Source organism: Cupriavidus sp. P-10 (genome assembly GCF_003402535.2).
In the GTDB taxonomy this organism is placed as follows: domain Bacteria; phylum Pseudomonadota; class Gammaproteobacteria; order Burkholderiales; family Burkholderiaceae; genus Cupriavidus.
Genome location: NZ_AP025171.1, coordinates 2505897 through 2527255, shown reverse-complemented (window position 1 = coordinate 2527255; position 21359 = coordinate 2505897). Strand labels below are relative to the sequence as shown.

Annotated in this window: 20 protein-coding genes; 9 read left to right on the top strand and 11 right to left on the bottom strand. The window is 64.3% G+C overall.

Annotated elements, in window-relative coordinates:
- Nucleotides 1-134: 134 nt before the first annotated feature.
- Nucleotides 135-368, top strand: coding sequence for a hypothetical protein (locus CTP10_RS28210; RefSeq protein ID WP_116322398.1), 234 nt, complete (start codon nucleotides 135-137; stop codon nucleotides 366-368).
- Nucleotides 369-394: 26 nt separating this feature from the next.
- Here the strand turns inward: CTP10_RS28210 and CTP10_RS28205 are convergent, their stop codons facing one another.
- The 3 genes from CTP10_RS28205 to CTP10_RS28195 are packed head-to-tail and all read right to left on the bottom strand — an operon-like array spanning nucleotide 395 to nucleotide 1365.
- On the bottom strand, nucleotides 395-1027 hold the full coding sequence (locus tag CTP10_RS28205) for an N-acetyltransferase (RefSeq protein WP_116322397.1): 633 nt from the start codon (nucleotides 1025-1027) through the stop codon (nucleotides 395-397).
- A 9-nt stretch (nucleotides 1028-1036) separates the two neighbouring features.
- A complete protein-coding gene (locus CTP10_RS28200; RefSeq protein WP_271815857.1) occupies nucleotides 1037-1168 on the bottom strand; it encodes a hypothetical protein in 132 nt (43 codons plus the stop codon).
- A gap of 17 nt (nucleotides 1169-1185) precedes the next feature.
- Complete coding sequence (locus tag CTP10_RS28195) at nucleotides 1186-1365, bottom strand: glycosyl hydrolase (RefSeq protein ID WP_116322396.1); 180 nt, start codon at nucleotides 1363-1365, stop codon at nucleotides 1186-1188.
- 223 nt (nucleotides 1366-1588) lie between these two features.
- Here CTP10_RS28195 and CTP10_RS28190 point away from each other — a divergent pair, with 223 nt between their 5' ends.
- The 8 genes from CTP10_RS28190 to CTP10_RS28155 all read left to right on the top strand — a co-directional run bounded on the left by CTP10_RS28190 (nucleotide 1589) and on the right by CTP10_RS28155 (nucleotide 13944).
- Nucleotides 1589-2737: a glycosyl hydrolase gene (locus CTP10_RS28190; RefSeq protein WP_233528322.1), complete on the top strand. Its 1149-nt coding sequence runs from the start codon at nucleotides 1589-1591 to the stop codon at nucleotides 2735-2737.
- Nucleotides 2738-2750: 13 nt separating this feature from the next.
- Complete coding sequence (locus tag CTP10_RS28185) at nucleotides 2751-3011, top strand: MoaD/ThiS family protein (protein ID WP_116322394.1); 261 nt, start codon at nucleotides 2751-2753, stop codon at nucleotides 3009-3011.
- A 574-nt stretch (nucleotides 3012-3585) separates the two neighbouring features.
- Nucleotides 3586-5916 carry a type VI secretion system Vgr family protein gene (locus CTP10_RS28180; RefSeq protein ID WP_271815856.1) on the top strand — a complete coding sequence of 777 codons (2331 nt, stop codon included), beginning with the start codon at nucleotides 3586-3588 and terminating at the stop codon, nucleotides 5914-5916.
- Nucleotides 5917-5918: 2 nt separating this feature from the next.
- Complete coding sequence (locus tag CTP10_RS28175; protein ID WP_271815855.1) at nucleotides 5919-8276, top strand: glycoside hydrolase family 19 protein; 2358 nt, start codon at nucleotides 5919-5921, stop codon at nucleotides 8274-8276.
- Nucleotides 8276-8842: a hypothetical protein gene (locus CTP10_RS28170; RefSeq protein WP_147316208.1), complete on the top strand. Its 567-nt coding sequence runs from the start codon at nucleotides 8276-8278 to the stop codon at nucleotides 8840-8842. The genes CTP10_RS28175 and CTP10_RS28170 overlap by 1 nt, the downstream gene beginning before the upstream one ends.
- Nucleotides 8839-9105, top strand: a complete 267-nt coding sequence (locus CTP10_RS28165; protein ID WP_116319357.1) for a PAAR domain-containing protein — start codon at nucleotides 8839-8841, stop codon at nucleotides 9103-9105. The genes CTP10_RS28170 and CTP10_RS28165 overlap by 4 nt, the downstream gene beginning before the upstream one ends.
- Nucleotides 9106-9224: 119 nt before the next feature.
- The gene (locus tag CTP10_RS28160; RefSeq protein WP_233528113.1) at nucleotides 9225-10394 is read left to right on the top strand and encodes a hypothetical protein; all 1170 of its coding nucleotides are present in this window, start codon (nucleotides 9225-9227) and stop codon (nucleotides 10392-10394) included.
- Nucleotides 10375-13944, top strand: a complete 3570-nt coding sequence (locus CTP10_RS28155; RefSeq protein ID WP_116319361.1) for an ImcF-related family protein — start codon at nucleotides 10375-10377, stop codon at nucleotides 13942-13944. Before CTP10_RS28160 ends, CTP10_RS28155 begins: the two co-directional genes overlap by 20 nt.
- Nucleotides 13945-13956: 12 nt before the next feature.
- Here the strand turns inward: CTP10_RS28155 and CTP10_RS28150 are convergent, their stop codons facing one another.
- Genes CTP10_RS28150 through CTP10_RS28115 form a run of 8 tightly spaced genes read right to left on the bottom strand, consistent with a single transcriptional unit; the run spans nucleotide 13957 to nucleotide 21340 of the window.
- Nucleotides 13957-14229: a gamma-butyrobetaine hydroxylase-like domain-containing protein gene (locus CTP10_RS28150; protein WP_367395060.1), complete on the bottom strand. Its 273-nt coding sequence runs from the start codon at nucleotides 14227-14229 to the stop codon at nucleotides 13957-13959.
- Nucleotides 14226-15224, bottom strand: coding sequence for a HEAT repeat domain-containing protein (locus tag CTP10_RS28145; RefSeq protein ID WP_116319363.1), 999 nt, complete (start codon nucleotides 15222-15224; stop codon nucleotides 14226-14228). The genes CTP10_RS28150 and CTP10_RS28145 overlap by 4 nt, the downstream gene beginning before the upstream one ends.
- A 27-nt stretch (nucleotides 15225-15251) precedes the next feature.
- Nucleotides 15252-16070 carry an ABC transporter ATP-binding protein gene (locus tag CTP10_RS28140; protein WP_116319364.1) on the bottom strand — a complete coding sequence of 273 codons (819 nt, stop codon included), beginning with the start codon at nucleotides 16068-16070 and terminating at the stop codon, nucleotides 15252-15254.
- Entirely contained in the window at nucleotides 16067-16912 is an 846-nt protein-coding gene (locus tag CTP10_RS28135; RefSeq protein ID WP_116319365.1) for an ABC transporter permease, read from the bottom strand. Before CTP10_RS28135 ends, CTP10_RS28140 begins: the two co-directional genes overlap by 4 nt.
- 14 nt (nucleotides 16913-16926) lie before the next feature.
- Nucleotides 16927-18351 (bottom strand): ABC transporter substrate-binding protein, encoded by a 1425-nt coding sequence (locus tag CTP10_RS28130; RefSeq protein ID WP_116319366.1) that lies wholly within the window; start codon nucleotides 18349-18351, stop codon nucleotides 16927-16929.
- A gap of 50 nt (nucleotides 18352-18401) precedes the next feature.
- A complete protein-coding gene (locus CTP10_RS28125) occupies nucleotides 18402-18647 on the bottom strand; it encodes a 4Fe-4S dicluster domain-containing protein (RefSeq protein WP_063237363.1) in 246 nt (81 codons plus the stop codon).
- Between the two features lie 24 nt (nucleotides 18648-18671).
- Nucleotides 18672-20441: a fumarate reductase/succinate dehydrogenase flavoprotein subunit gene (locus tag CTP10_RS28120; protein WP_116319367.1), complete on the bottom strand. Its 1770-nt coding sequence runs from the start codon at nucleotides 20439-20441 to the stop codon at nucleotides 18672-18674.
- Nucleotides 20438-21340: a GntR family transcriptional regulator gene (locus CTP10_RS28115; RefSeq protein WP_116319368.1), complete on the bottom strand. Its 903-nt coding sequence runs from the start codon at nucleotides 21338-21340 to the stop codon at nucleotides 20438-20440. The genes CTP10_RS28120 and CTP10_RS28115 overlap by 4 nt, the downstream gene beginning before the upstream one ends.
- Nucleotides 21341-21359: the final 19 nt, after the last annotated feature.

Genomic DNA, 21359 nt, shown 5'->3' with positions numbered 1-21359 from the left:
ACCCGGATGCCGCCCGAGGTACTTCGTTATACTAGGGATAACCCTGAACTGCCTCGCACGGCTGACTGGAATCCGGTCGGATGTGCATTGCGAGGCACTAAACATTCCTCCGATCCGGAAAAGGAAACATTGCCATGCAAGTGCTCGCCGATACCCTTTATCGTCAACCCGCCCAAGCCAAATCGCAGGCTAAACCGCAGGCCAAGTCCAGCGTCCGACCTGCCGCCGAAGCGGCGCGCGAGGTCGACTACTACGCCCGCATGGGCAGCGGCCGCTCGCTGTCGGCCCGTGTCCGCGAGTACTTCGCCCGCGGCTGGACGCTCTACCTCGACAACGCCCGCGCCGTGGCGCCGCTGGTCCACCTGTAAAGCTGTTGTCGTGGTACAGCCGGCGCTCAGTACATGCCGGTACGCGCCATGAACGCCTGCAGGGTGCAGCCACGGCCCAGCAGCAGCCGGCGCGTATGCAGGCCTTCGCGCTCCGGTGGGCTGACCGTCTCGCCCAGCCATGTCAGCGTCTTCTGCCGTAGGTCGACGTAGCCGCCGGCGTAATCCGCGCCAAGGACTTGCCACAGCGCATGCGCGCCGGCCGACTGGCGGGCGCCGCTCAGCAGGCATAGCCCCCCGTCCAGCGCCCAGCGGTACAGCGCTTTGGCCAGGCCGCGGCGCTGGTAAGCGGGCGCAAACTTCGTATGCGGTGCGCGCACCCATGGGTCGGCGCGCCGGCCCACCTCGATCAGGCGGTTGAACACGGTATAGCCGGCCAGACGCTTCTGGATCACGTCTTCCACATACACGTAGTACTCGCCGTCGGCTTCGCGGTAGCGTAGCCGTAGCGCCGGCGTGCCCGCCGGTAGTGCGGGCATGCCGTGCAGGCGGTCGCCGGGCCGGTGGATGCGATCGTGGAGCGCGTCCAGTTCGCGCTCGATCTCACCCGGGGCGAGTTCCACGTCGATGCGCAAAGCCAGCGGACGCGTCAGGGCCGGCGTCGGGGCCAACATCGGGCCCAGTGAAGGAAACGGGACCATGGCTGCGCCTCAGGCTTCGAGGAGCAGATAAAGGGCGGCGAGCGCCGCCATGGCAAGAAGGGTTTGGCGGTAGAGCTGAGGCATGGCTGGCTTTCTCCTGGCTGCATGATCAAGCGGATGCCGGATGGCAATCCGCGCCATGTGCCGTGCGGGGAAGCTCAGGTCTGCTGGAGGGTAGTGTCCCGAGCTGCCCGCACGGCCAGGAAAAGCACGGCGCTGCGGACCACGCCGGAGGCGGCGTGGTCAATGGCGTAGCCCGGTTGCTGCGCGGTCATGGCGAACGCCGCCGCCGGCAGGGCCGGGCGGTTCGATGCGGCGAAGCGGACGATGCGAGACATGGGGCGCGGTGAGTCGGGAATAAGAGGGAACCACGCTTATGCCATATTTGCGCGGCGATGTCCAGCTAACGTGCAGATATCCGCTTTTATCTGCTGCCTACCCACTGGTGGAATGCAGTTGCGACGTGCCCTCGCCGATAGCGTCAGCACGAATCTCAATTGTGAACACTGTCTACATGTACTAGACTCGGAAGCATCGTTCAACGGCCTTCCCGCAGGAGCCATGATGACGACGTCCCCCGAAACCGGCCCGATCACGCTGCTGGTCGCCACCACCAAGGGTGCGTGGACTTTGACCAGCGACGCTGGCCGCGGCCACTGGCAGGTGGCAGGTCCTACTTTCCTTGGCCACACCATCCACCACATCGTGCAGGATCCCCGCGAGCCGTCGCGGATGCTGATGGCCGCGCGTACCGGCCACCTTGGCCCGACGGTATTCCGCTCCGCGGACGGCGGGCGCAACTGGACCGAAGCCGCGCGTCCGCCCGCGTTCGACAAGGCGCCAGAAGGCGAGTCCGGCCGCGTGGTCGACCATGTGTTCTGGCTTACCCCCGGCCACGCCAGCGAACCCGGCGCCTGGTATGCCGGCACTTCGCCGCAGGGGCTGTTCCGCAGCACCGACCACGGCGCCTCGTGGGAGCCCGTGTCGGGCTTCAACGACAACCCGATGTGGCGCAACTGGACCGGCGGCGAGCAGGACGGCACGCCCGACGGCCCCAAGATGCATTCCGTGCTGGTCGACCCGCGCGACAAGCGCCATCTCTACATCGGCATGTCCAGCGGCGGCGTGTTCGAGAGCACCGACGCGGGCGCCAACTGGCAGCCGTTGAACCGCGGCAGCCTGGCCCTCTTCCTGCCCGACCCCAATCCGGAATACGGCCAGGACCCGCACTGCGTGCTGCAGCACCCGGCCAATCCCGACATCCTCTACCAGCAGAACCATTGCGGCATCTATCGCATGGACCGGCGCGAAGGCGTATGGAAGCGCATTGGCGAGGCAATGCCCGCCGAGGTGGGCGACATCGGCTTCCCGATCGTCGCGCACCCGCGGGATGCGCGCACGGTGTGGGTGTTCCCGATGGACGGCAGCGATGTCTGGCCGCGTGTCAGTCCGGGCGGCCAGCCAGCGGCCTATGTCACCCACGACGCCGGCGAAACCTGGCAGCGCCAGGACCGCGGCCTGCCGCCCGAGCAGGGCTGGTTCACGGTAAAGCGGCAGGCCATGGCCACTGACAGCCATGGGCCGGTGGGCGTGTACTTCGGCACCACCGGCGGCGAGATCTGGGCCAGTGTCGATGAGGGCGAGCACTGGCGCTGCATCGCCAGCCACCTGCCGCAGGTCTACGCCGTCAGCGTGGCGCGGCCGGCCTGAGCGGAGCGCAGCCATGCAAGTCCGCATCGCCACGCCGTTGTTTTCCTATACCGGACAGCGCGAGTACGTGGAAGCCCAAGGAGAGAGCATCGGCGCGCTGCTGGACGACCTCGACCGGCAGTTTCCGGGTATGCGGTTTCGCATTGTCGATGAGCAGGGGAAGTTGCGGCCGTATATCCGGGTGTTCGTGAATCGGACCCAGTTAATGCGGCTGGATGCGCCGCTGCGGGAAACGGATGAGGTGCATATCCTGCAGGCGCTGGCGGGGGGCTAGCGGCTGGTTTGCTCCCCTCGTCGTCGGGCCGGCCACCCTCCCGTGACAATGAGCGGCGGGCTTTCAAGGATCCTGTGTGCCGTTTTCCAAAGACCGGCCACGTCGGCCATCTCTCCCATCCCCTCCGGCCTGCGCCGCCGATGCGATGAGCGCCTACATTCACGTCACCCTCGAAGGCGGTTCCGTCAACATCGAGACCTGGGACGTGCGGGGCTGTCGGCGCGATTTCCGCGCGCACTGAGCGTTTAATCGTCTTGCAAATAATTGTCACGACGTCGCGGGGAGATTCCGGCGCGCCGGCATTCGTTCGTCTGCATGCACGAAAAAAAAATCATTCTGGGGAATTCAGATTCTCTAGAACCTGATTTCCGCATGATCGAATGATTTTTAGGAAACGTCCGATATTCCGCAGCGCGCTCCCTTCCATACCATTCGCCATGTATTGACGCGTCTCAAATGCGGGCGCAGCGATTGCTCCGCAAAATTGCCAATCCCTGGCTGCCTGCGGCAGCGAATGTCCAACCTGGCACGAAGTACCAAGCGTAACGGTATGGCGAAAGCGGAGTGAACAAGAATGGCGGAAGGATTTGACGAACTCAAGGCTCCCGGCGCCCGCGCACTCAACGAGCTGACCACCGGGCGGCAGGCTTACTTCCTCGAAGTACCCGGCACGGCCAGCGCCGCCGCGCTGTCGGTGGTGTCCTTCGAAGCGGTGGAACGGATGGGCGCCCCCTATGTCGTCACCATCCAACTCACGCACCCGCTTGCGCTCGACCGTGCCGACTACCTGGGCAAGGAAGCCACCTTCCTGATCGCTCCCGCCGATGGCAGCGAGCCGCGCAAGTTCGCGGGGTGCATCACCCACTTCAGCCAGACCCGCCAGACCCGCGATTTCTGTGGCTACGAGATCGTGGTCGAGCCGCTGGTCGCGCGGTTGCGGCTCACACGCGCCAGCCGCATCTACCAGCAGCAGACCGCTCCGCAAATCATCGAGGCGATCCTGCGCCGGCACGACCTCAAGGGCCACCGGTTCGTCTTCAAGACACGCCGCAAATACCCGCCGCACGCCTTCCGCATGCAATACCAGATGTCGGATTGGGACTATATCCGGCTGCTGATGGTGCAGGAGGGCCTGTATTGCTACTTCACCCCCGGCAAGTTCGGCGAGATGATCGTGTTCGCCGACGACATCGACCACTACCTCTACCAGCCTGAACTGCGCGTGCCATACCGCGAGACGGCAGGACTGGAGTCCGGGCAGGAAACAGTGTTCTCGCTCACGACCCATGCCAGGACCATCCCCGAGTCGTTCCGGGTCGCGGACTTCAACCCCGACAAGGCGTGGGAGCGACCCACCGGCGAGGCCAACGTCGCGCGCAAGGAGAAGACAACCTACGGCCAGTCCTACGTCTACGGCACGCACCACCTGGACTTCGAGGGGGGAAAGTGGGAGGCGCTGCTGCGCCACGAGGCGGAGTTTGCCGAACAGTTGGTCTACGCGGGCGAGAGTAATGTGCTGGCGCTGTGCCCGGCGCGCATCCTGCGCATGGACTACGCGCTGCCTGACGCGCCCAACGGACAGGTCGTCACCGAGGTCATCCACAGCGGCGCGCGCGATGCGGCCTACCGCAACACCTATCGGGCGATCCCCTCGGACCGGCGCTTCCGCCTGCCTCTGGACGAGGCCAACTGGCCGCGCATTGCCGGCACGCTCAGCGCGCGCATCACCTCGCCGGGCGAGTACAAGTATGCCTACCTCACGCAGGATGGCCGCTACGTGGTCCGCTTCGATCTGGATTTCGAGGAATGGCCCAACGGCGGAGAGAGCGTGCCGCTGGCGTTTGCCAAGCCGTTCGCGGGGGCGAACCAGACGGGCTTCCATTTCCCGCTGATCGACGGCACCTATGTGGACGTGGCCTTCCGTGACGGCAATCCGAACAAGCCGTATATCGCGCACGTACAGCACAACAGCCAGCACACGGACCTGATCACCAACCAGGACCGGTGGTTGTCGCGCAACGTGATCCGTACGCAGAGCAACAACAAGCTGCGCTTCGAGGACTGGGAGGGGCAGGAAGGAATCAAGCTGTCGACCGAATACGGTGGCAAGACCCAGCTCAACCTGGGCTGCCTGGTTGACCACACTAAGAAGAAGCGCGGCGAAGGGTTCGAACTACGCACCGACCTCAAAGGTGCGGTGCGCGGCGGTCGGGGCATTCTGGTTACGGCGTGGACACAGCAGCAGGCCAACGGCCAGCAGCTTGACATGACTGCAGCCATGAACGAAATGCGCTCGATCCTTGCTCAAGCACAGGGACTGATGAACGCGGCCAGTCAGTCGAAGGCCGAAATCGCGGACCTGAAAGCCGAGAACGGATGGTTGCGTGACAGCCTGAACGACCTCAAGCAGGCCGTCATGATGCTAGCCGCCCCAAACGGGGTGGCCGTCACCACGCCGGACCGGGTATCGGTCGCAGCCGGGCGGGATGTCAACGTCGCCACCAAGGCGGGCTTCAATGTCAGCGCCCTGGCGAAAATCGCCATTGCCGCCGGTGAAGCGCTGTCCCTGTTCGCCTCAAGGTGCGGCATCAAGGTTTTCGCCGCGAAAGGCAAGGTCGAGATCCAGGCGCAGGCCGATGCGATGGATGTGTTCGCCCACAAGCAGGTCCATATCGCCAGCGCCAGCGAGGACGTGGTGATCAATGCTGCCAAGAAGGCTGTGATAGGCAGCAGCGGTGCTTACCTCGTCTTCGACAATCACAGCGCCACCTTCCATTGCTCCGGCGCCTTCAAGGTGAAAGCCGCGTCCTTTACGTTCGAAGGTCCGGACGGGAAGGACTTTGCCTTGCCGACCCTGCCGAATAGCCAATTGCAGCTCAGCAACCTGTATCCATCATCCCACTGATCATGATCATCAGCCCCCCCTTCCTGCCGGCCAACGGCATGGAATCCAGCGATCCGGCCAGGATTGACCCGATGATGGATGTCGTGGACAAGCTCGAATTGCCCCATCACGGCGTCTACCCCATCGCGTTTGACCGCCGCTGGCATTGCGGTGCGCATCTGCAGCCAAGCCTCCAGAATGAGGCGGTCCGCGCCATCGCGGATGGTGAAGTCGTTGCCTATCGCGTCAGCCAGAAAGCCCTTGGAGATGGGCAAAAGAAGAACGACGGCAGCGATGCACTGAACTCGAACACCGGCTTTGTACTGCTCAAGCACACCACCGAGACAGGGGATGGCAGAACCATTACCTTTTATTCGTTGTACATGCACCTGCTGGATCTCGAAAGCACGCGCACGAACATCAAGCCGTTGCCGGCTAACCCACCGGCGGTCGGATCATCCACGGTGCTTCCGAAATGGCTTTGCTATCCGAGCGATGGCGTAAAGGTGCCGAAAAACCTGAAGGTCTACCGCAAGGACATGCTCGGATATCCCGGAGCCTGCCACGGGCAATCGCACCTTCACTTCGAGATCTTCATGACCGAAGTCGACTTCGGGGCATGGTTCGAACAGGCTGGCCACACGGTGCAGCTTGGAAATGCGGCTCCCATTACCCCAGCGTCAAAAGACTACTGGGGGCATAGCTACTTCGTCATCACAGGCCCTCAAGCGTTCGTCAGTACTCCCCATGCGGTCGGAGCAGCCGCCGAGTACTTTCCAGCGCTGCAGGCGGGCACACTGGACGCCGGCACCAAGCTGTATGTCGAAGCCTATTTTCACAAGGGCCAACGCTACACACGTTCCTGGCTGGAAAAGGTCGACACCATTACGCCGCTGACGCCTGCCCCAGAACGGGACGCCTATGCCGACTACGAGTACAAGATGTACGCGCGCGCCACCGCGCTCTATCCGTCATGCCCGAGCGACGGCTACGAGATGCTCCGGTTCGGGCGGATTTTAAGCAAAGATCTGACTCCGCCTGCTGCCCCGCCAAAGACGTGGGTGGCGGTGACCTTCGATGCGGGCAAGCAGGGCTATGTTGATATTAGCCAGAGTGCCATCCAAAAACTCTCGGATGCGGATTTTCCGTTCTTTATGGGTTGGCAGAAGCTCGACGAAGGCAATACGCCGTTCAGCCAGGACGGCCTGTGCGACCACGACGAATTGCGCAAGATTGTCGATGTGGTTGAGGATATGGAAGCGCCAGCCGAGCGGCTGCGCTCGGAGTGGGTGCAGGAAGACAAGCTGGCTGACTTTATCTCGACCCACGCCGAGGTGCGACAGAAGCTCAGAGGCTTTATTTGTCATGCCCCGAGCGAATGGGATGCCTCCGGCAATGAAGAGCGCTTCAAGCGTCTGAATGACCCGGATGGGTTCTTCGGCAAGCGCAAGGAAACCGATCCGAATGGGTACGCCAATTTTCTCAAGTTCCACACGCAACTTCAGTTTCTGGAGAAAACGCCGCTGGGCGGTGGCAAGAAATTCTGGTTCTTCCATCCGCTGGCGTTCTTGCGGCATTTTAGGAAGTGCGGATGGCTAGATATACGGGAGTTTTCGCAAGCAGTGCCCGCTGAGGGCAAAAGGACAATCAAGTTCGTCTGCGATCTATTTGCTAATGAATTGCGAGACAAACATAATCGTGTGCTGCGTCCAGCGAACTTGTATCCATCGCTGCCGAAAGCCATGAGAAAATATGGCATCAACAATGCTGAACGCGCAGCCCATTGGTTTGGACAAATCCTCCAAGAGACTGGGCTATTTTCCTGCATGCGAGAGCTAGGTGATTTCGAGTATTTCAAAAATTACTATGAAGGCCGCTGCAAGGAGAAAGTGGAGCGCATAATTGGGGGGGTGTTACAAAAACTAAGCCCTCTTGGAAATTGCAATCCTGGCGACGGTGCGAGATTTTCTGGAAAAGGAATGATTCAGTTAACTGGTGGGGATAATTACAGGAAGTACGAAGCCTATCGAGGCGGAGAGAATTTCACAATTGATCCTGCGCCGGAGACCATCATAACGAATGCTAACAATGCCTGCGATACCGGCGGATATTATTGGGCAAGCAAACAACGATACACAATGCAAAACAAAAAACTCATCCCTTTAGGGAAACAGGGAATCAACTACTGGGCCGATCAAGGCAATCTTGGGAAACTAACGGTTACAACTGTTGCCAAAACAGTGGTGAGCGATGTCACGGTGTGTGTTAATGCTGCTAGAGATGGGCTAGGTAATCGGGTGAAGTATTTCATTCACGCTTACTCATACATTTCCGATATGGCGCAAGATTTTCTTCCTGATTACAAGCCAATGAAAAATTAATGATGAAATTTCACTCAGCCTCAGTGATTTTTTATTTTCTCATATTTCCCTTGTCTGGATTTGCATCAACAGATTGCGGATTGATAGTTCCAAAAGACGAAAAAATTGTCTTTGCAGAGGGTGAAAAATGCGTATTTGAGATAAAGAATTATAAAAATTATGCGGGGCTGAATTACGCCTACATTTTTAATGATTCCGTGAAAAGCAGAATTGCAAACGAATCCACTACATACATGGGCAGCGGCGCTAGATATTTTGTCTTTGATGAGGTGGATGATCCGAGGTTCACGCAACACACAATCAAAAACAAACCCATTTTACAGACAAAGACTAATGGATTAACTGCTTATATTGGCGAGTGGGTTGGTTTTGTTCAGGTGGCTTCAGAATATAAAGAGCCAAATTCCGGATATTCGTTAAATGTAAAATGTCTGTCAGCAGTCATTGGTAACGAAAGACACTCTTTGCAAGCGCGGTTCTGTGCGCCCCATACCCGTAAAGGCGATGCACAGGTAGAGCGTTTTAAGAAGCTGATATTGAAGACGAAAACTTCGAGTGCCGAATGAGTGCCCGCTCTCCGATCCGTCTCGGTGACGCACTCGAAAACGGCGGCCAGGTCACCAGCGCCTCACCGACCATGACCTTCATGGGCCGCCCGCTCGCGCGCGAGGGCGATGCCGCGCTCTGCGCCCGTCACGGCCCGACGACGCTTGCAGAAGGTCACGACGGTTTCCCCGATCAGGATGGCAGGGCCGTCGTCATGCACCACCACCGCTGCGCATGCGGCTGCCGATTGATTTCATCACTCCAGAACGTCCATATTGCCTGAGCATGCCGATTGATTTATCCCCGGCTGGGGAGGCAAGCCCGTACCCGGAGCGCGGTCCGCGTTTGTTGCCGTGGCTCGCCATATGGGTCGCTTTCTGCGTCGCCGGTGCAGCAATTGGCTTGTCGCTGTGGCCCAAGGGCGTGCCGGCACGTGGGATCCTGTTCTGGTGGCGCATTGTCGGCATATCGAATCTCGCATTCGTGATTGTGCTCGGGGTCGCGCGCATGGGTTATGAGGTGCAGTGGTATCGCGCCCATCACTGGAATGGGCATCGACGGCGATGGCTTGGGGCGCGGGTGCGCGAGGCCCAGCGTCCCTTGCAGGTGCTGGGGGCGGGCTCCTGTTTGCCCCTTCCCGGGCACGAGAGCCTGTCCGGAGCGCTGCAAGCGGGTAAGCCGCTGATTGCGGAGCAGTCCCCGAGGAAAGGCGCAGGACTGATCCCGCATAACCGCTTCGAGGGCGAGTCACAGTCCGATGTCCCCGTCGAAGGCACTTTGCGAGAGAAAGTCCCTGATCTCGATGCGCCTGTCGAGCCAGCTACCGAGACGGTGGCCACGATGGTCCTGAAGCTGGTCGAGGCACTGCAGCCGCTGGCCGAGAGCCTGCGCGCGCTCAGCCGGTATGGACAGAGGTATGCACCAGCGGTTCACGTGCTGGTTGGTCCCGAGATGGCCGTCCTGCGACTGGCCCAGGTACAGGAGGCCTTGCGCCGCATGGACTTGCCGCGCCTGGATTGTCAGCCAGTGCCGGCGTCTGATGGGCTTATGGTGGTCGACGCTTGGCTCGACCAGCAAGAATGGCGTCCCATGCTGCTTGTGGCCGCCGAATGGCACGATGCCAACCCCCCGGTCAACAGCGTCGAGGGCTGCGTCGCCGTGTTGCTTGACCCTGGCTGCTTTCAGTTGCCCGCGCCGGTCAAGGTCCTCGGCAAACTCCACCGCCCGCTGGCCGGCGGAATTAGTGCCCTGGGCGACCTCATTGCCAACGCGGTCCTGTGGGGCAACGCCGAGCCGGCGACCTTGCAGCGAGCCTGGGTGACCCGACTGGGCGGCGAGCACGATATCGCACTGCTTGCCGCGCTGAAGGCGGCGCACCTGCCGCAGCTTGGCGAGTTGGAGGCACAACGCCGACCCGATCGCGTAGTCGGCGAGAGCGGCACGATGAACCCTTGGCTATCCATCGCCGCCGCCATCGAATCCCGCGAGAGCGGCGTCCACCTTGTGCTCGACCACACCCACGCGGCGGTCCTGCACGTCCTCCCGTCACCGCATGACGAATCTGAGCAATGACCTGGCGGCGCTGGCTTCCGATGCCCCGCCCTCAAAAAAGCCTGGTGCCATAGCCCTGTGGGGTGGCTGCCTGGTCCTAACCGGCATGGGCGCGGCAGCGGCCCTCGTGACATGGCTCGAACGGGGTTTGTTTGGGCTAGCCTCGCTCGATGCCAGACTTACTGTCCTGCTGTGGATTCTGCTGATCACCGTTGTCGCCATCGTGCTGTACCTGATCGCCATACTACTTGGCGCCGACAAGGCCACAGCTCGGTTATTTGCACGCGAGACAGGTAAGACCGGATCGCCATCGCTCAAGAAGCTGAAGCGCGACGCCCGCCTGGAGGAATTGTGCAATGAACTGCGGAGCCTGCTGGGCTGGCGTTGGCGCTACCGCATGCCATGGCTGATGCTGTGTGGCGACGAGACCAGGATCAACGAGGTGGCGCCCGGCCTCAAGCAGGCCGGCGTCTGGCGTTCGGACACAGCCGTACTCGTCCACGCCTCGCCCGATGGCATCGCGGCATCCTTATGGCTCAAGCAACTCCGCGGGTTACGTTGCCGCCCGGTCGATGGGATGGTGCAAGTCGTCCCGGGAAACCAGGCGGTGGCACCGGACATAGAATCGCTGCGTGTCCTGGCGGCGCTCCAAACCGAATTGGGCTGGGCCGCGCCGGTGACATTCCTTCATCCCGTCGAATTGAAAGGCATCCACCCGGAGGAGTTTGCCGCTATCGGCACATTCCCGGCAGCGGCCAATTGCCGGACGGACGGCAGCACAGCCACCGGCCTACATGAGGCACTGGCCTCGCTTGAGACGCGCAGCGCCGTGCTCGGGGTGCAGTGCGCGATAGCACCCAAGCCGACGCGCTTCATCGCCAGCATCTCGGCCTATATCGGCGCGCATCGCGCCGGCATCGTGAACCGGTGGACCGCATGGCAGGCATCGGCATGGCGGCGCTCTCCACTGGCCGGCGTCATGTTCGCACCTGTGTTCGCCACGCCTGCGATGCAGATTCCCGTCCCCAGCGAGGATGCCCCCGACGATGTGGTCAAGCGGGCGACAGCGATGCTCCCCTCCGAACGCCTTGGCCTTCATCAAGCCACGCTGCTGCCCACCTGGCGAGGGATTGCCGAAGGCGCCAAGCGCCATCGAGTTCGCCGCATCGGGATGCATCCGATGGTGGTGCTGGCGGTACTCGCTGTTGTGCTCGCCGGCGCGTGGAGTGCCGGCATGCTGGTGTCCGGCCTGCGCAATGCGCAGGACATTAGTACGGCGCGGCAAACCATTCAGGCCATTCACACGGCTTCCAACGCCGCCGCTTGCCTGAAAGCGCTGCTGGCCCTGCAGCAGCAGATCGAGCGCCACGAGCATCGCGTCCAGCATCATGCGCCTCTCGCAACCCGCTTTGGCCTGAACCGTGACCGGGAGGTGCTGGCGACCCTGTGGAAGTCGTACACGCAGGCGAGCCGCCTGCTACTGGTCGCGCCCGTGCAGCAGGACCTGGAAGCATCATTGGTGGATCTCTCGCAAATGCGGACCGACTCGCTGGACGAGCAAACCAGCCGCTGGGCGCTGGGCGGCCATGCAGGGCTGAAGACGTACCTGATGCTGGCCGAGCCCGAGCGGGCCGACTCCGCCTTCCTGGCACCGCAACTGGTGCAGCACTGGTCTACCGACGCGCGGATCACGCCGGGCGAGCAGCAGGATCTTGGCGAACGCTTGCTCAAGTTCTACGCGCAGCACCTGAAAGCCAACCCGGCCTGGCGCATCGAGCCTCGGTCCGACCTGGTGGCCGGCGCGCGCCAGACCCTGCTGGCGGCGATCGGGGAGCGCAACGCCGAGGACACGGTCTACCAGGGCATCATCAACGCCTTCGGCGACAACGGTAGTAACAAGTACCCCGACCTGAACCTGGTGTCGCTCACAGCGGGCACCGATCCCCGCGGGCTGCTACGCACCGCGGCGATCGTGCCTGGCGTCTTCACCCGCCAGGCCTACGAGGGATATGTCGCCCCCGCGATCGAGGCGGCCGCCAAGCGGACTGAGATCGCCAGCGACTGGGTGCTGAGCGATGGCAAGGCGCAGGGCGCTCAACAAACGACGGGCCGCTCGGCCGAAGCCCTGCAGGCGGCTCTGACCGAGCAGTACTTCGCCGACTACGCAGACCGCTGGCAGGGCTTCATGAACAGCGTGCAATGGGAAGCGGCGCCGACGCTGCCCGCCGCGATCGACCAGCTCACGCTGATGGCGGATGCCCGCCAGTCACCCGTCATCGCGCTCATGAAGTCGCTCGAATACCAGGGTGGTGCCGGTGCCCGCAAAGACTCCCTGTCCGACACACTGGTAGCCAAGGCTCAGGACCTGCTGGGCAAGAAGGCGCAGGGACCGGACACCGCCAAGCCGAATACGGCAGGCTCGCTGGGCGCCGCATTCGGGCCGGTGCTGCGCCTGGTGGGGCAGACCGGGCAAGGCGCCAGCGGCGACCTGAGCCTGCAACGCTACTTTGACCGCGTCACGGCGCTGCGGCTGCGCCTGCAGCAGGTCAGCACGAGCGCCGATGCGGATGAGCAGGCCCGCCAGATGGCGCAAGCCCTCTTCCAGGGCAGGACTTCCGATCTCGCCGACACGCACGCCTATGCGCAGTTGATTGCGGCCAGTCTTGGCGCGGAATGGGCCGGCATGGGCGATGCCCTGTTTGTGCGCCCCATCATGCAGGCCACCCAGGCCATCGTGCTGCCCGCGCAGGCCAGCCTGAATGCTGCGTGGCAGCGCTTCATTGTCGCCGAGTGGGACCGGACCTTTGCCGGACGCTATCCGTTCGCCGACACCACCAATGACGCCTCGTTACCCGAACTCGCGCAGTTCCTGCGTCCGCAGGGCGGCATGATCAACACCTTCCTGGCTACCCAGCTCGCGGGAGTACTGGAGTTGCAGGGCAACCAGTGGGTGCCCGCAGCCGGTGCTGACGGCATCACCTTCGACCCCGCGTTCCTCAAGACCATCAATTTGCTTCAACGCATCGGCGCCCACATGCTGGTCCAAGGAGAGCCGCAATACCGCTTCGAACTCAAGCCGGTTCCCACCCCGGGACTTACCGATACGGTGCTCTCCATCGACGGGCAGAAGCTGCATTACTACAACCAGCGCGAGACCTGGCAGCGGATGGCTTGGCCTGTGAACAACCTCCAGGAGCCGGGAACACTTCTGCGATGGCAAACCGAGACGGCGGGGACCAGCAAGAGCTTCGAATTCGGCGGGCGCTTCGCGCTGTTGCGCATGCTGGCAAGCGGCCACATCGAGCAGATCGACGGCGCCACCTACCAGATCGGTTGGCCGGCCGAACCCGACACACGCTCCGCACCTGAAGACGGAGCGGCACCGTCACAGCCCATGCCTCGCATGATTCGGTTCCAGATGCGTAGCGAGGCCGGTCCTGGGCCACTGGAGATGCTGTCCCTGGTGGGGCTGAAGATGCCGTCGCGCGTGTTTCTGGTCGGCAAAGATGAGGCTGCCGTACAAGCGCCGTCGCCTGTTGCAGCGAAGGCCAGACGCGGAGGGGCACGATGAAAGTACTGGCGTCTATAGCGTCTGCAAGTAAGCCCACGGATAGATGCCCCGATCGTGCCCATCGTCAAACACGATCTGGATGCCATAGCCCGTATCCTCCACGCCGACGACGCGCACCGCTTGCGCCGGCGCATCCTCCGCACGCTTGCTCCGGCATGCAGCGCAACGGCACGCCGCACGCAGGCGCGAGTGATCGAGCGACTGGCAACGCCCATCCGGCCAGTGAATGCGCAGTGTCGCTTCAGTGCTGACCAATTCCAACCGCGCGGGCACCAGCATGCTCATGCCTCGCCATGCGGTTGGCCGATCTGCGCCAGCGCGATCCGCACGGCCTTGCGCACCTCGGGATCCCCATCATTGGCCGCGGCGGACAGTGCCGGAAGAGCCGCGGGATCACGCAGGCTGCCCAGCGACAGCGCGGCTTCCTTGCGCAGGTTGCTGATCGCATGGGCAAGCTGCACGGTGAGGGGCGCCAGTGCCTGCCGGTCGCCGAGCTTGCCCAAGGCACGCGCCGCCTGCAGCCGTACCTGCCAATAGGCGTCTTCCAGAGCCGCGATCAGCGGGCGCACGGCTTCGGCGAATTTCAGCTTGCCGAGCGTCTGCGCGGCTTCCTCGCGCACCTGCCAGGCGCTGTCGCCCAGCGCGGCAAGCAGCGCGTCGCGCGCCGACGCGTCGGCAGCCAGCCCGAGCGCCCCGGCCGCGGCGCGCCGGACTTCGGTGTCGGCATCGCCGGCGGCGACCCGCGCCAGCGCGGGCAGCGCTTCGCTGCGCCTGAGCCAGCCCAGCACGGTCACCGCTTCGCGCCGCACCGGCGCGGCGCTATCGGCCAGCGCCGCCATCGCGGCATCGAAGCCCGGCGCGTAGCGCAATTCGCGCAGGCCGCGCCAGGCTGACGCGCGGACAAAGGGATCTTCATGCGTGACACAGGGCAGCACGGCCGCGCCGGAGCCGGGGTCCTTCAGTTCCGCCAGCGCAAGTGCCGCGGCTTCTGCCACCTCGCGGTCGGCATCGGCCAGTGCGGCAGCCAGCGCGCGCACGACTGCATCCGCTTCCCAGCTCGCCAGCGTGCGCGCGGCTTCGGCGCGCACGGCCGCGGCCGGGTCGGATTGCAGCCGCTGCAGCAGCAGCGGGACACCGGCTTCGTCTTCAAGGTCGGCGAGCTGCAGAACCGCCACGCGGCGCACGGCGGGGTCTGGGTCGGAGAGGCGCGGCGTAATCGCGCCGATGGCTGGGTCCAGGGTGAACAGGGAATCGTCGGGCAAGGCGGAAACGTGCGGCATGGAAGCAATCTGGTGGCAATGGGGCGGTCAGGCAGTGGCGCCGGCGGTGCGGGGCACACCTTCGTGGTCGTGGTGCAGCAGCGCGCGGCAACGGCGCTTGAGCTGGATAAAGGCGTCGTCGGTCAGCAGGTCGCCGTGGCGCGGCCGGTCGAAGCGAATATCGATGTCGTCCAGGATGCGGCCGGGCCGCGGCGACATCACCAGCACGCGGTCGGCCAGGAACAGCGCCTCGTCGATATCGTGGGTGACGAAGACCACGGTGGTGCGCATCTGCGCCCAGACGTCGAGCAGCAGTGCCTGCATATGCGCGCGGGTCTGCGCGTCGAGCGCGCCGAACGGCTCGTCCATCAGCAGCACGCGCGGCCGGTTGATCAGCACGCGTGCGATTTCCACGCGCTGCTGCATGCCGCCGGACAATTGCGCAGGGTAGCGCCGCGCGAAGCTGCCGAGCCCGACCAGGTCCAGCAGCGCCTGCGCCTCGCGCTGGCGCTCGGCGGCGGGCATGCCTTGCATCTTCAGGCCGAAGCTGACGTTGTCGAGCACGCGCTTCCACGGGAACAGCGAATGCTGCTGGAACACCAGGCCGCGTTCCGGCGCGGGGCCGCGCACCGGCACGCCGTCGAGCAGGATCTCTCCCGCCGCAACCGGCAGGTGCCCCGCGATGGCGCCCAGCAGGGTCGACTTGCCGCAGCCCGACGGCCCGAGGATGCAGACGAACTGACCGGCGGGGATGTCGAGGGAAAACTGGTGCACGGCGGTGAAGGCGGCATCGCCCTTGCCCAGTGCGACATCGACGCCGCGCACCTGCAGCCGGCCCGCGTCGATAGTGTGGCCGGATGCAGTCATGCGCGCACCTCCTGCAACTGCGTCCACGGCATCAGCCACGCGCCGGCGCGCTTGATCAGCGCGCTGCTGCCCATGCCGAAGGCGCCGATCAGCAGCATGCCGACGACGATATCGGCGTAGTTCTGCAGGTTGTAGGCCTCCCAGGTGTAGTAGCCGATGCCGTACTGGCCGGCGATCATCTCCGCGGTGACCAGGCAGAACCACGACGTGCCCATGCCGATCGCCAGCCCCGTGACGATGCTCGGCAGCGCTGCCGGCAGCAGCACCTCGGGAAACACGGACCAGCGCCGCGCCCCGAGGCTGCGCGCGGTGGCGACCAGCCGCGGATCGGTACGCTCGACGCCGTGGATGGTATTGAGCAGGATCGGGAACAGCGCGCCGATAAAGGTGATGAAGATCATGCTCAGTTCCGACGAGGGGAACATCAGGATCGCCAGCGGAATCCACGCCACGCCCGGGATCGGCCGCAGTACTTCCAGCGGCGGCAGCAGCAGGTCTTCCAGCCAGCGAGATCGGCCGATCAGCATGCCGAGCACGATGCCGACCAGCGCCGCCGCGCCGAAGCCGGCAAACACGCGCGCCAGGCTGTTGCCCAGGTGCAGCACCAGCTTGGGCGACTGCAGCAACTGCCAGGCCGCCGGCACCACGTCGCTGGGCGCGGGCACGTTGGCGAAGGTAACAATGCCAAGGTGCGCCTTGTGCGACGAGGCGAGTTGCCACAGCACGATGCAGCTCGCCAGCGCGGCAATCCGCACCAGCCAGCGCGCCAGCCGCGCGCGGGACGGCGCCGTGGAGGCGGGCGCCGTGGATGGCGCCCCAACGTCAAGGGTGATCGATGTCATCGGCGCGCTCCGCTTCAGGGGTTGCTGGCGACGGCTACGGCGGCGCCGCTGACCGCGGCGTAGTTGCGCACGCTGCCGCCATGGCTCTTCGCATAGCTGTCGGCCGAGCCCTTGTGCAGGAAGGCGCTCACCTGCCCCTTGGAGTCCTGCACGTACCACACCTTGTCGGCCAGCAGCTTCAGGCCGGTGTTGCGGTCATGCACGTACAGCACGCGCGCCTTCCTGCCTTCCTTGCCGGCCTGCCGCAGCGCGGCGAAGGCCGCTGCCGGCGAGGCATAGTTGCGCACCGTGGGTTCGCCCTGCAGCCACAGCTGCGCGGCCAGCTTCGGATCGGCAATGGGTTTGCCGGTGGTGGCGTCCCTGGCCGCCAGCGGCTGTTTGTCGTACGACTTCAGCCGGGCGTCGTAGTCGAGACCTTCCAGCTTGAATGCTTCGCGGATATAGCGGTCGTCGATCACGCCGTCGGCATTCAGGTCGGCATCGGTGCGCTTGAGCAGCTTCAGCGTCTCGATCGAGGTCTGCAAGGCCTGCCGGTATTCCGGCTTCCACGTGTAGTCGCGGTTCTGGAGGCCGAGCGGGCCGTGGAACAGGTAGTCCACCTCGGCGTCGATGCCGGTCACCTTCGCGATCAGCTCGCTGTATTTCTCAGGCTCGGCGGCCATCAGGCGGTCGGCCTCGATCGCGGCGCGCAGGTAGGCGACCACGATCTCCGGATACTTCTGCGCATAGGCCGCATTGACCAGCGCGCCGTGGAAGGTTGGCGCCTCGGCCTGGGAGCCGTCATAGATCTTGCGGGCGAAGCCACGGAAGGTGAACAACTCGGGGAACGGCACGAAGTTGGCATGCCCGTCGACCTTGTGCGCCTGCAGCGCCGAGCCGCCCACCTCCGGCGACTGCGACACCAGCGTCACGTCCTTGTCCGGATCCCAGCCTTGCCGCCTGATCGCGCGCAGCAGCATGCCATGCGCGGTGGAGCCGAACGGCACCGAGATGGTCTTGCCCTTGAGCTCGGCCAGCGACTGGATCGGCGAATCGGCCGGCACCACGATGCCGTTGCCGGTGCCGATGGCATTGCCCGACAGCGGCGCGATAAACAGGCTCTTCTTGCCAGCCTTCTGGAACGCCGCCGCATTCAGCGAGCCGGGAAAATCCGCCATCGCGCCGAGATCGAGCTTGTCGGCCACCATCTCGTTGGTCAGCGGCGGGCCCGAGGTGAAGTTCTTCCACTGCACGTCGTAGGTGACGTCCTTGTACTTGCCGGTGCGCGGCAGGTATTTGTCGAGCAGCTTCAGTTCGCGGATCAGCAGGCCGCCGGTGGCGCAGTTGATGGTGGTGTCCTGCGTGCCGATGGCGATGCGGATGGTCTCGGCGCCGGCGCTGCCGGCCAGGCTTGCCGCGGCCAGCGCCAGCAGCAGGCGAATGCTGTGAGAAGTCTTCATGGGGCGTTCCCGGTAGGTCCCTGTAGGGCGGTTGTCGTCAGGCAATGCAGTCAGCGCAGCAAATACGGGATCTCGACCCGTACCGCGCCGGTGGGGCAATCCTTCTCGCAAGGCATGCAGTACCAGCATTCGTCGAACTGCATGTAGGCCTTGCCCTTGCTCACGTCGATGGCCAGCAGGTCCATCGGGCAGACATCGACGCACACCGTGCAGCCCTTGTCGGCAATGCACTTGTCTTCATCGATGGTGACCGGCGCGCTGCTGCGCTGGGCGATCTCATGCGGGGTGTAGGCCATGGCTCGGTTTCCTCGTTGCAGGCTTCATGCGGCTGCCAGGGTGGGTTCGGCAGCTGTGGTGGGGGCGGTGGTGGCATCGGCGCGGCTGACGCGCAGCCGCTGGTAGGCGGTGGCGTCATCGCCTTCCACCGGCACCACGTAGGGCTCGATCGCGCGCTTGTGGCTGACCATGCGGCCCGAAGCATCCTTGATCAGGTGCGTATGGCAGAACCATTCGGCATCGTTGCGCTGCGGGTAGTCGACCCGGTGGTGGTACAGCCCCCAGCGGCTCTCGGTGCGGAACAGCGAGGCGCGCGCCGCCATCTCGGCGCAGTCGCGGATCGCCATGACCTCGACCGCGCGCATCAGCTCGTGTGGATTGGCGGCGCGGATCTGGCCGATGTCTTCGGCGATGGCATCGAAGCGCTGCAGGCCGATTTCCATCTTGCGCGTGACCTTGGGCGGCTGCAGGTAGTCGTTGACCATGCGCCGCAGCTTGTATTCCACCTGCGCCGGCGGCAGGCCGTGCTCGCGCGCCAGCGGCGCGAACACGCGCGCGCGCTCGGCGTCGACCTGTGCCGCATCCGCTTCAGGCAGGGCGCGCCCGGCGACGTAGTCGGCGGCGTTCTGCCCGGCGAACCAGCCATAGGTGAATGCACCCAGCATGTAGTTGTGCGGCACCGCGGCCATGTCGCCGGCGGCATAGAGGCCCGGCACGGTGGTCTCGGCGCGCTCGTTGACATGCACGCCGGAGGCGCTGTGCCCGCTGCAGAAGCCGATCTCCGAGATATGCATCTCCACCATCTGCCGGCGATAGTCCGTGCCGCGCCCGGCGTGGAACTGGCCGCGGCTGGGGCGTTCGTTGGTATGCAGGATGGTCTCGATGGTCTGGATGGTTTCTTCGGCGAGGTGGTCGAGCTTCAGGAACACCGGGCCGTTGCCGCCCTGCAGTTCCTGGTAGAACTCCCACATCATCTGGCCGCTCCAGTAGTCGCATTCGATGAAGCGCTCGCCCTTGCCGTTGGCGGTATAGCCGCCCAGCGGGCCGGTCACGTAGGCGCAGGCGGGGCCGTTGTAGTCCTTGATCAGCGGGTTGATCTGGAAGCATTCCAGGTTGGCCAGCGCCGCGCCGGCGTGATACGCCATGGCATAGCCGTCGCCGGCATTGGTCGGGTTCTCGTAGGTGCCCATCAGGTAGCCGGACGCGGGCAGGCCCAGGCGGCCGGCGGCGCCGCAGCACAGGATCACGGCGCGTGCGCGTACTACGTGGAAGTCGGCGCTGCGGCAGTCGAAGCCCATCACGCCGCAGGCGGCGCCGGTGGCATCGGTCAGCACGCGCGTGGCGACGATGCGGTTGGTGATCTCCACGCGGGCGCGCTTGAGCTGGCGGTACAGCACCTTCTTGACGTTGTGGCCCTCCGGCATCGGCAGCACGTACGAGCCCATGTGGTGGACCTTCTTCACCGCGTAGTCGCCGGTCTCGTCCTTCTCGAAGCGCACGCCCCAGCGGTCGAGCTGCTCGATGGTGGCGAAGCTGTGGCGCGCATAGGCATAGACGGTGGACTGGTCGACGATGCCGTCGTTGGCCACGGTGATCTCGCGGGTGTATTGCTCGGGCGTGGCGTGGCCGGGGATCACGGCGTTGTTCAGGCCGTCCATGCCCATCGAGATCGCGCCGCTGCGCTTGACGTGCGCCTTGTCGATCAGCAGCACGCGCAGCGCGGGGTTGCGCTCCTTGGCCTTGATCGCGGCCATCGGGCCGGCGGTGCCGCCGCCGACGACGACGATGTCGTATTCGTGGGTCAGGGTGTTCATGCGTTGGTTTTTCCCTTGCTGGCAGGTTTGCGGGACCGCGCGGTGCCCGTCCGCCTGGGTGCGGGCGTGGCCGGCGCTGCTGGTGAATTAGATGGCTGCGCCTTGTGGCGCTCGGCGCGCAGCCGGTATTGGAAGGCGTCGCCGCGGAAGTAGAGGAATTCGTAGTCGATCGGCGTGCCCTGCGCATCGTGGGTCAGGCGCTCGATGCGCAGCACCGGCGCGCCCTCCTGGATGCGCAGCGCCTGGGTCAGGTCTTCGTCGGCCAGGATGGCATCGACACTCAGGTCGGCATGGCCGAGGCGGATGCCGCAGTCGTTCTCCAGGATCAGGAAGATGTCGCGCGTGGCCAGGTCGGCGCCGAGCAGCCGCTTGCCGACGGCTTCCGGCACCCAGGTCAGCTCCAGCGATACCGGTTCGCGGTTGAGCAGGCGCACGCGCCGGATCTCCACCACCGGATCGCCCTCGCGCAGCCGCAGCTGCGCTGCCACCTGGCGCGTCGCGGGCACGGTCTTGCAGCTGCGCACCTGGTTCAGGATCTCGTAGCCCATGCTCGACATCGCCTCGGCGAAGCCCTGCAGCGAGGTCACGTTCTGAAACGCGCGCGGCTTGGACACGAAGGTGCCCTTGCCGTGGATCTTGAAGATCAGGCCCTCTTTCTGCAGGTCGCCCAGCGCCTGGCGCACGGTGATGCGGCTGGTGGAAAACAGCTCGCACAGCTCGTTTTCCGACGGCATCTGGTGGTGCGGCGGGTAGGTGCCGTCGAGGATGCGTGCGCGCAGGGCCTCCTTGATCTGGGTATAGAGCGGCAGCGGGATCGGGGCGGAATCCGCAGGCGCGGTGGGGGCGGGAAGGGTGGAAAGGGCGGAAAGGTCGGGGAGGGGCTGGGTCCGGTTCGTCATCGGATCGATCCATCTTGTT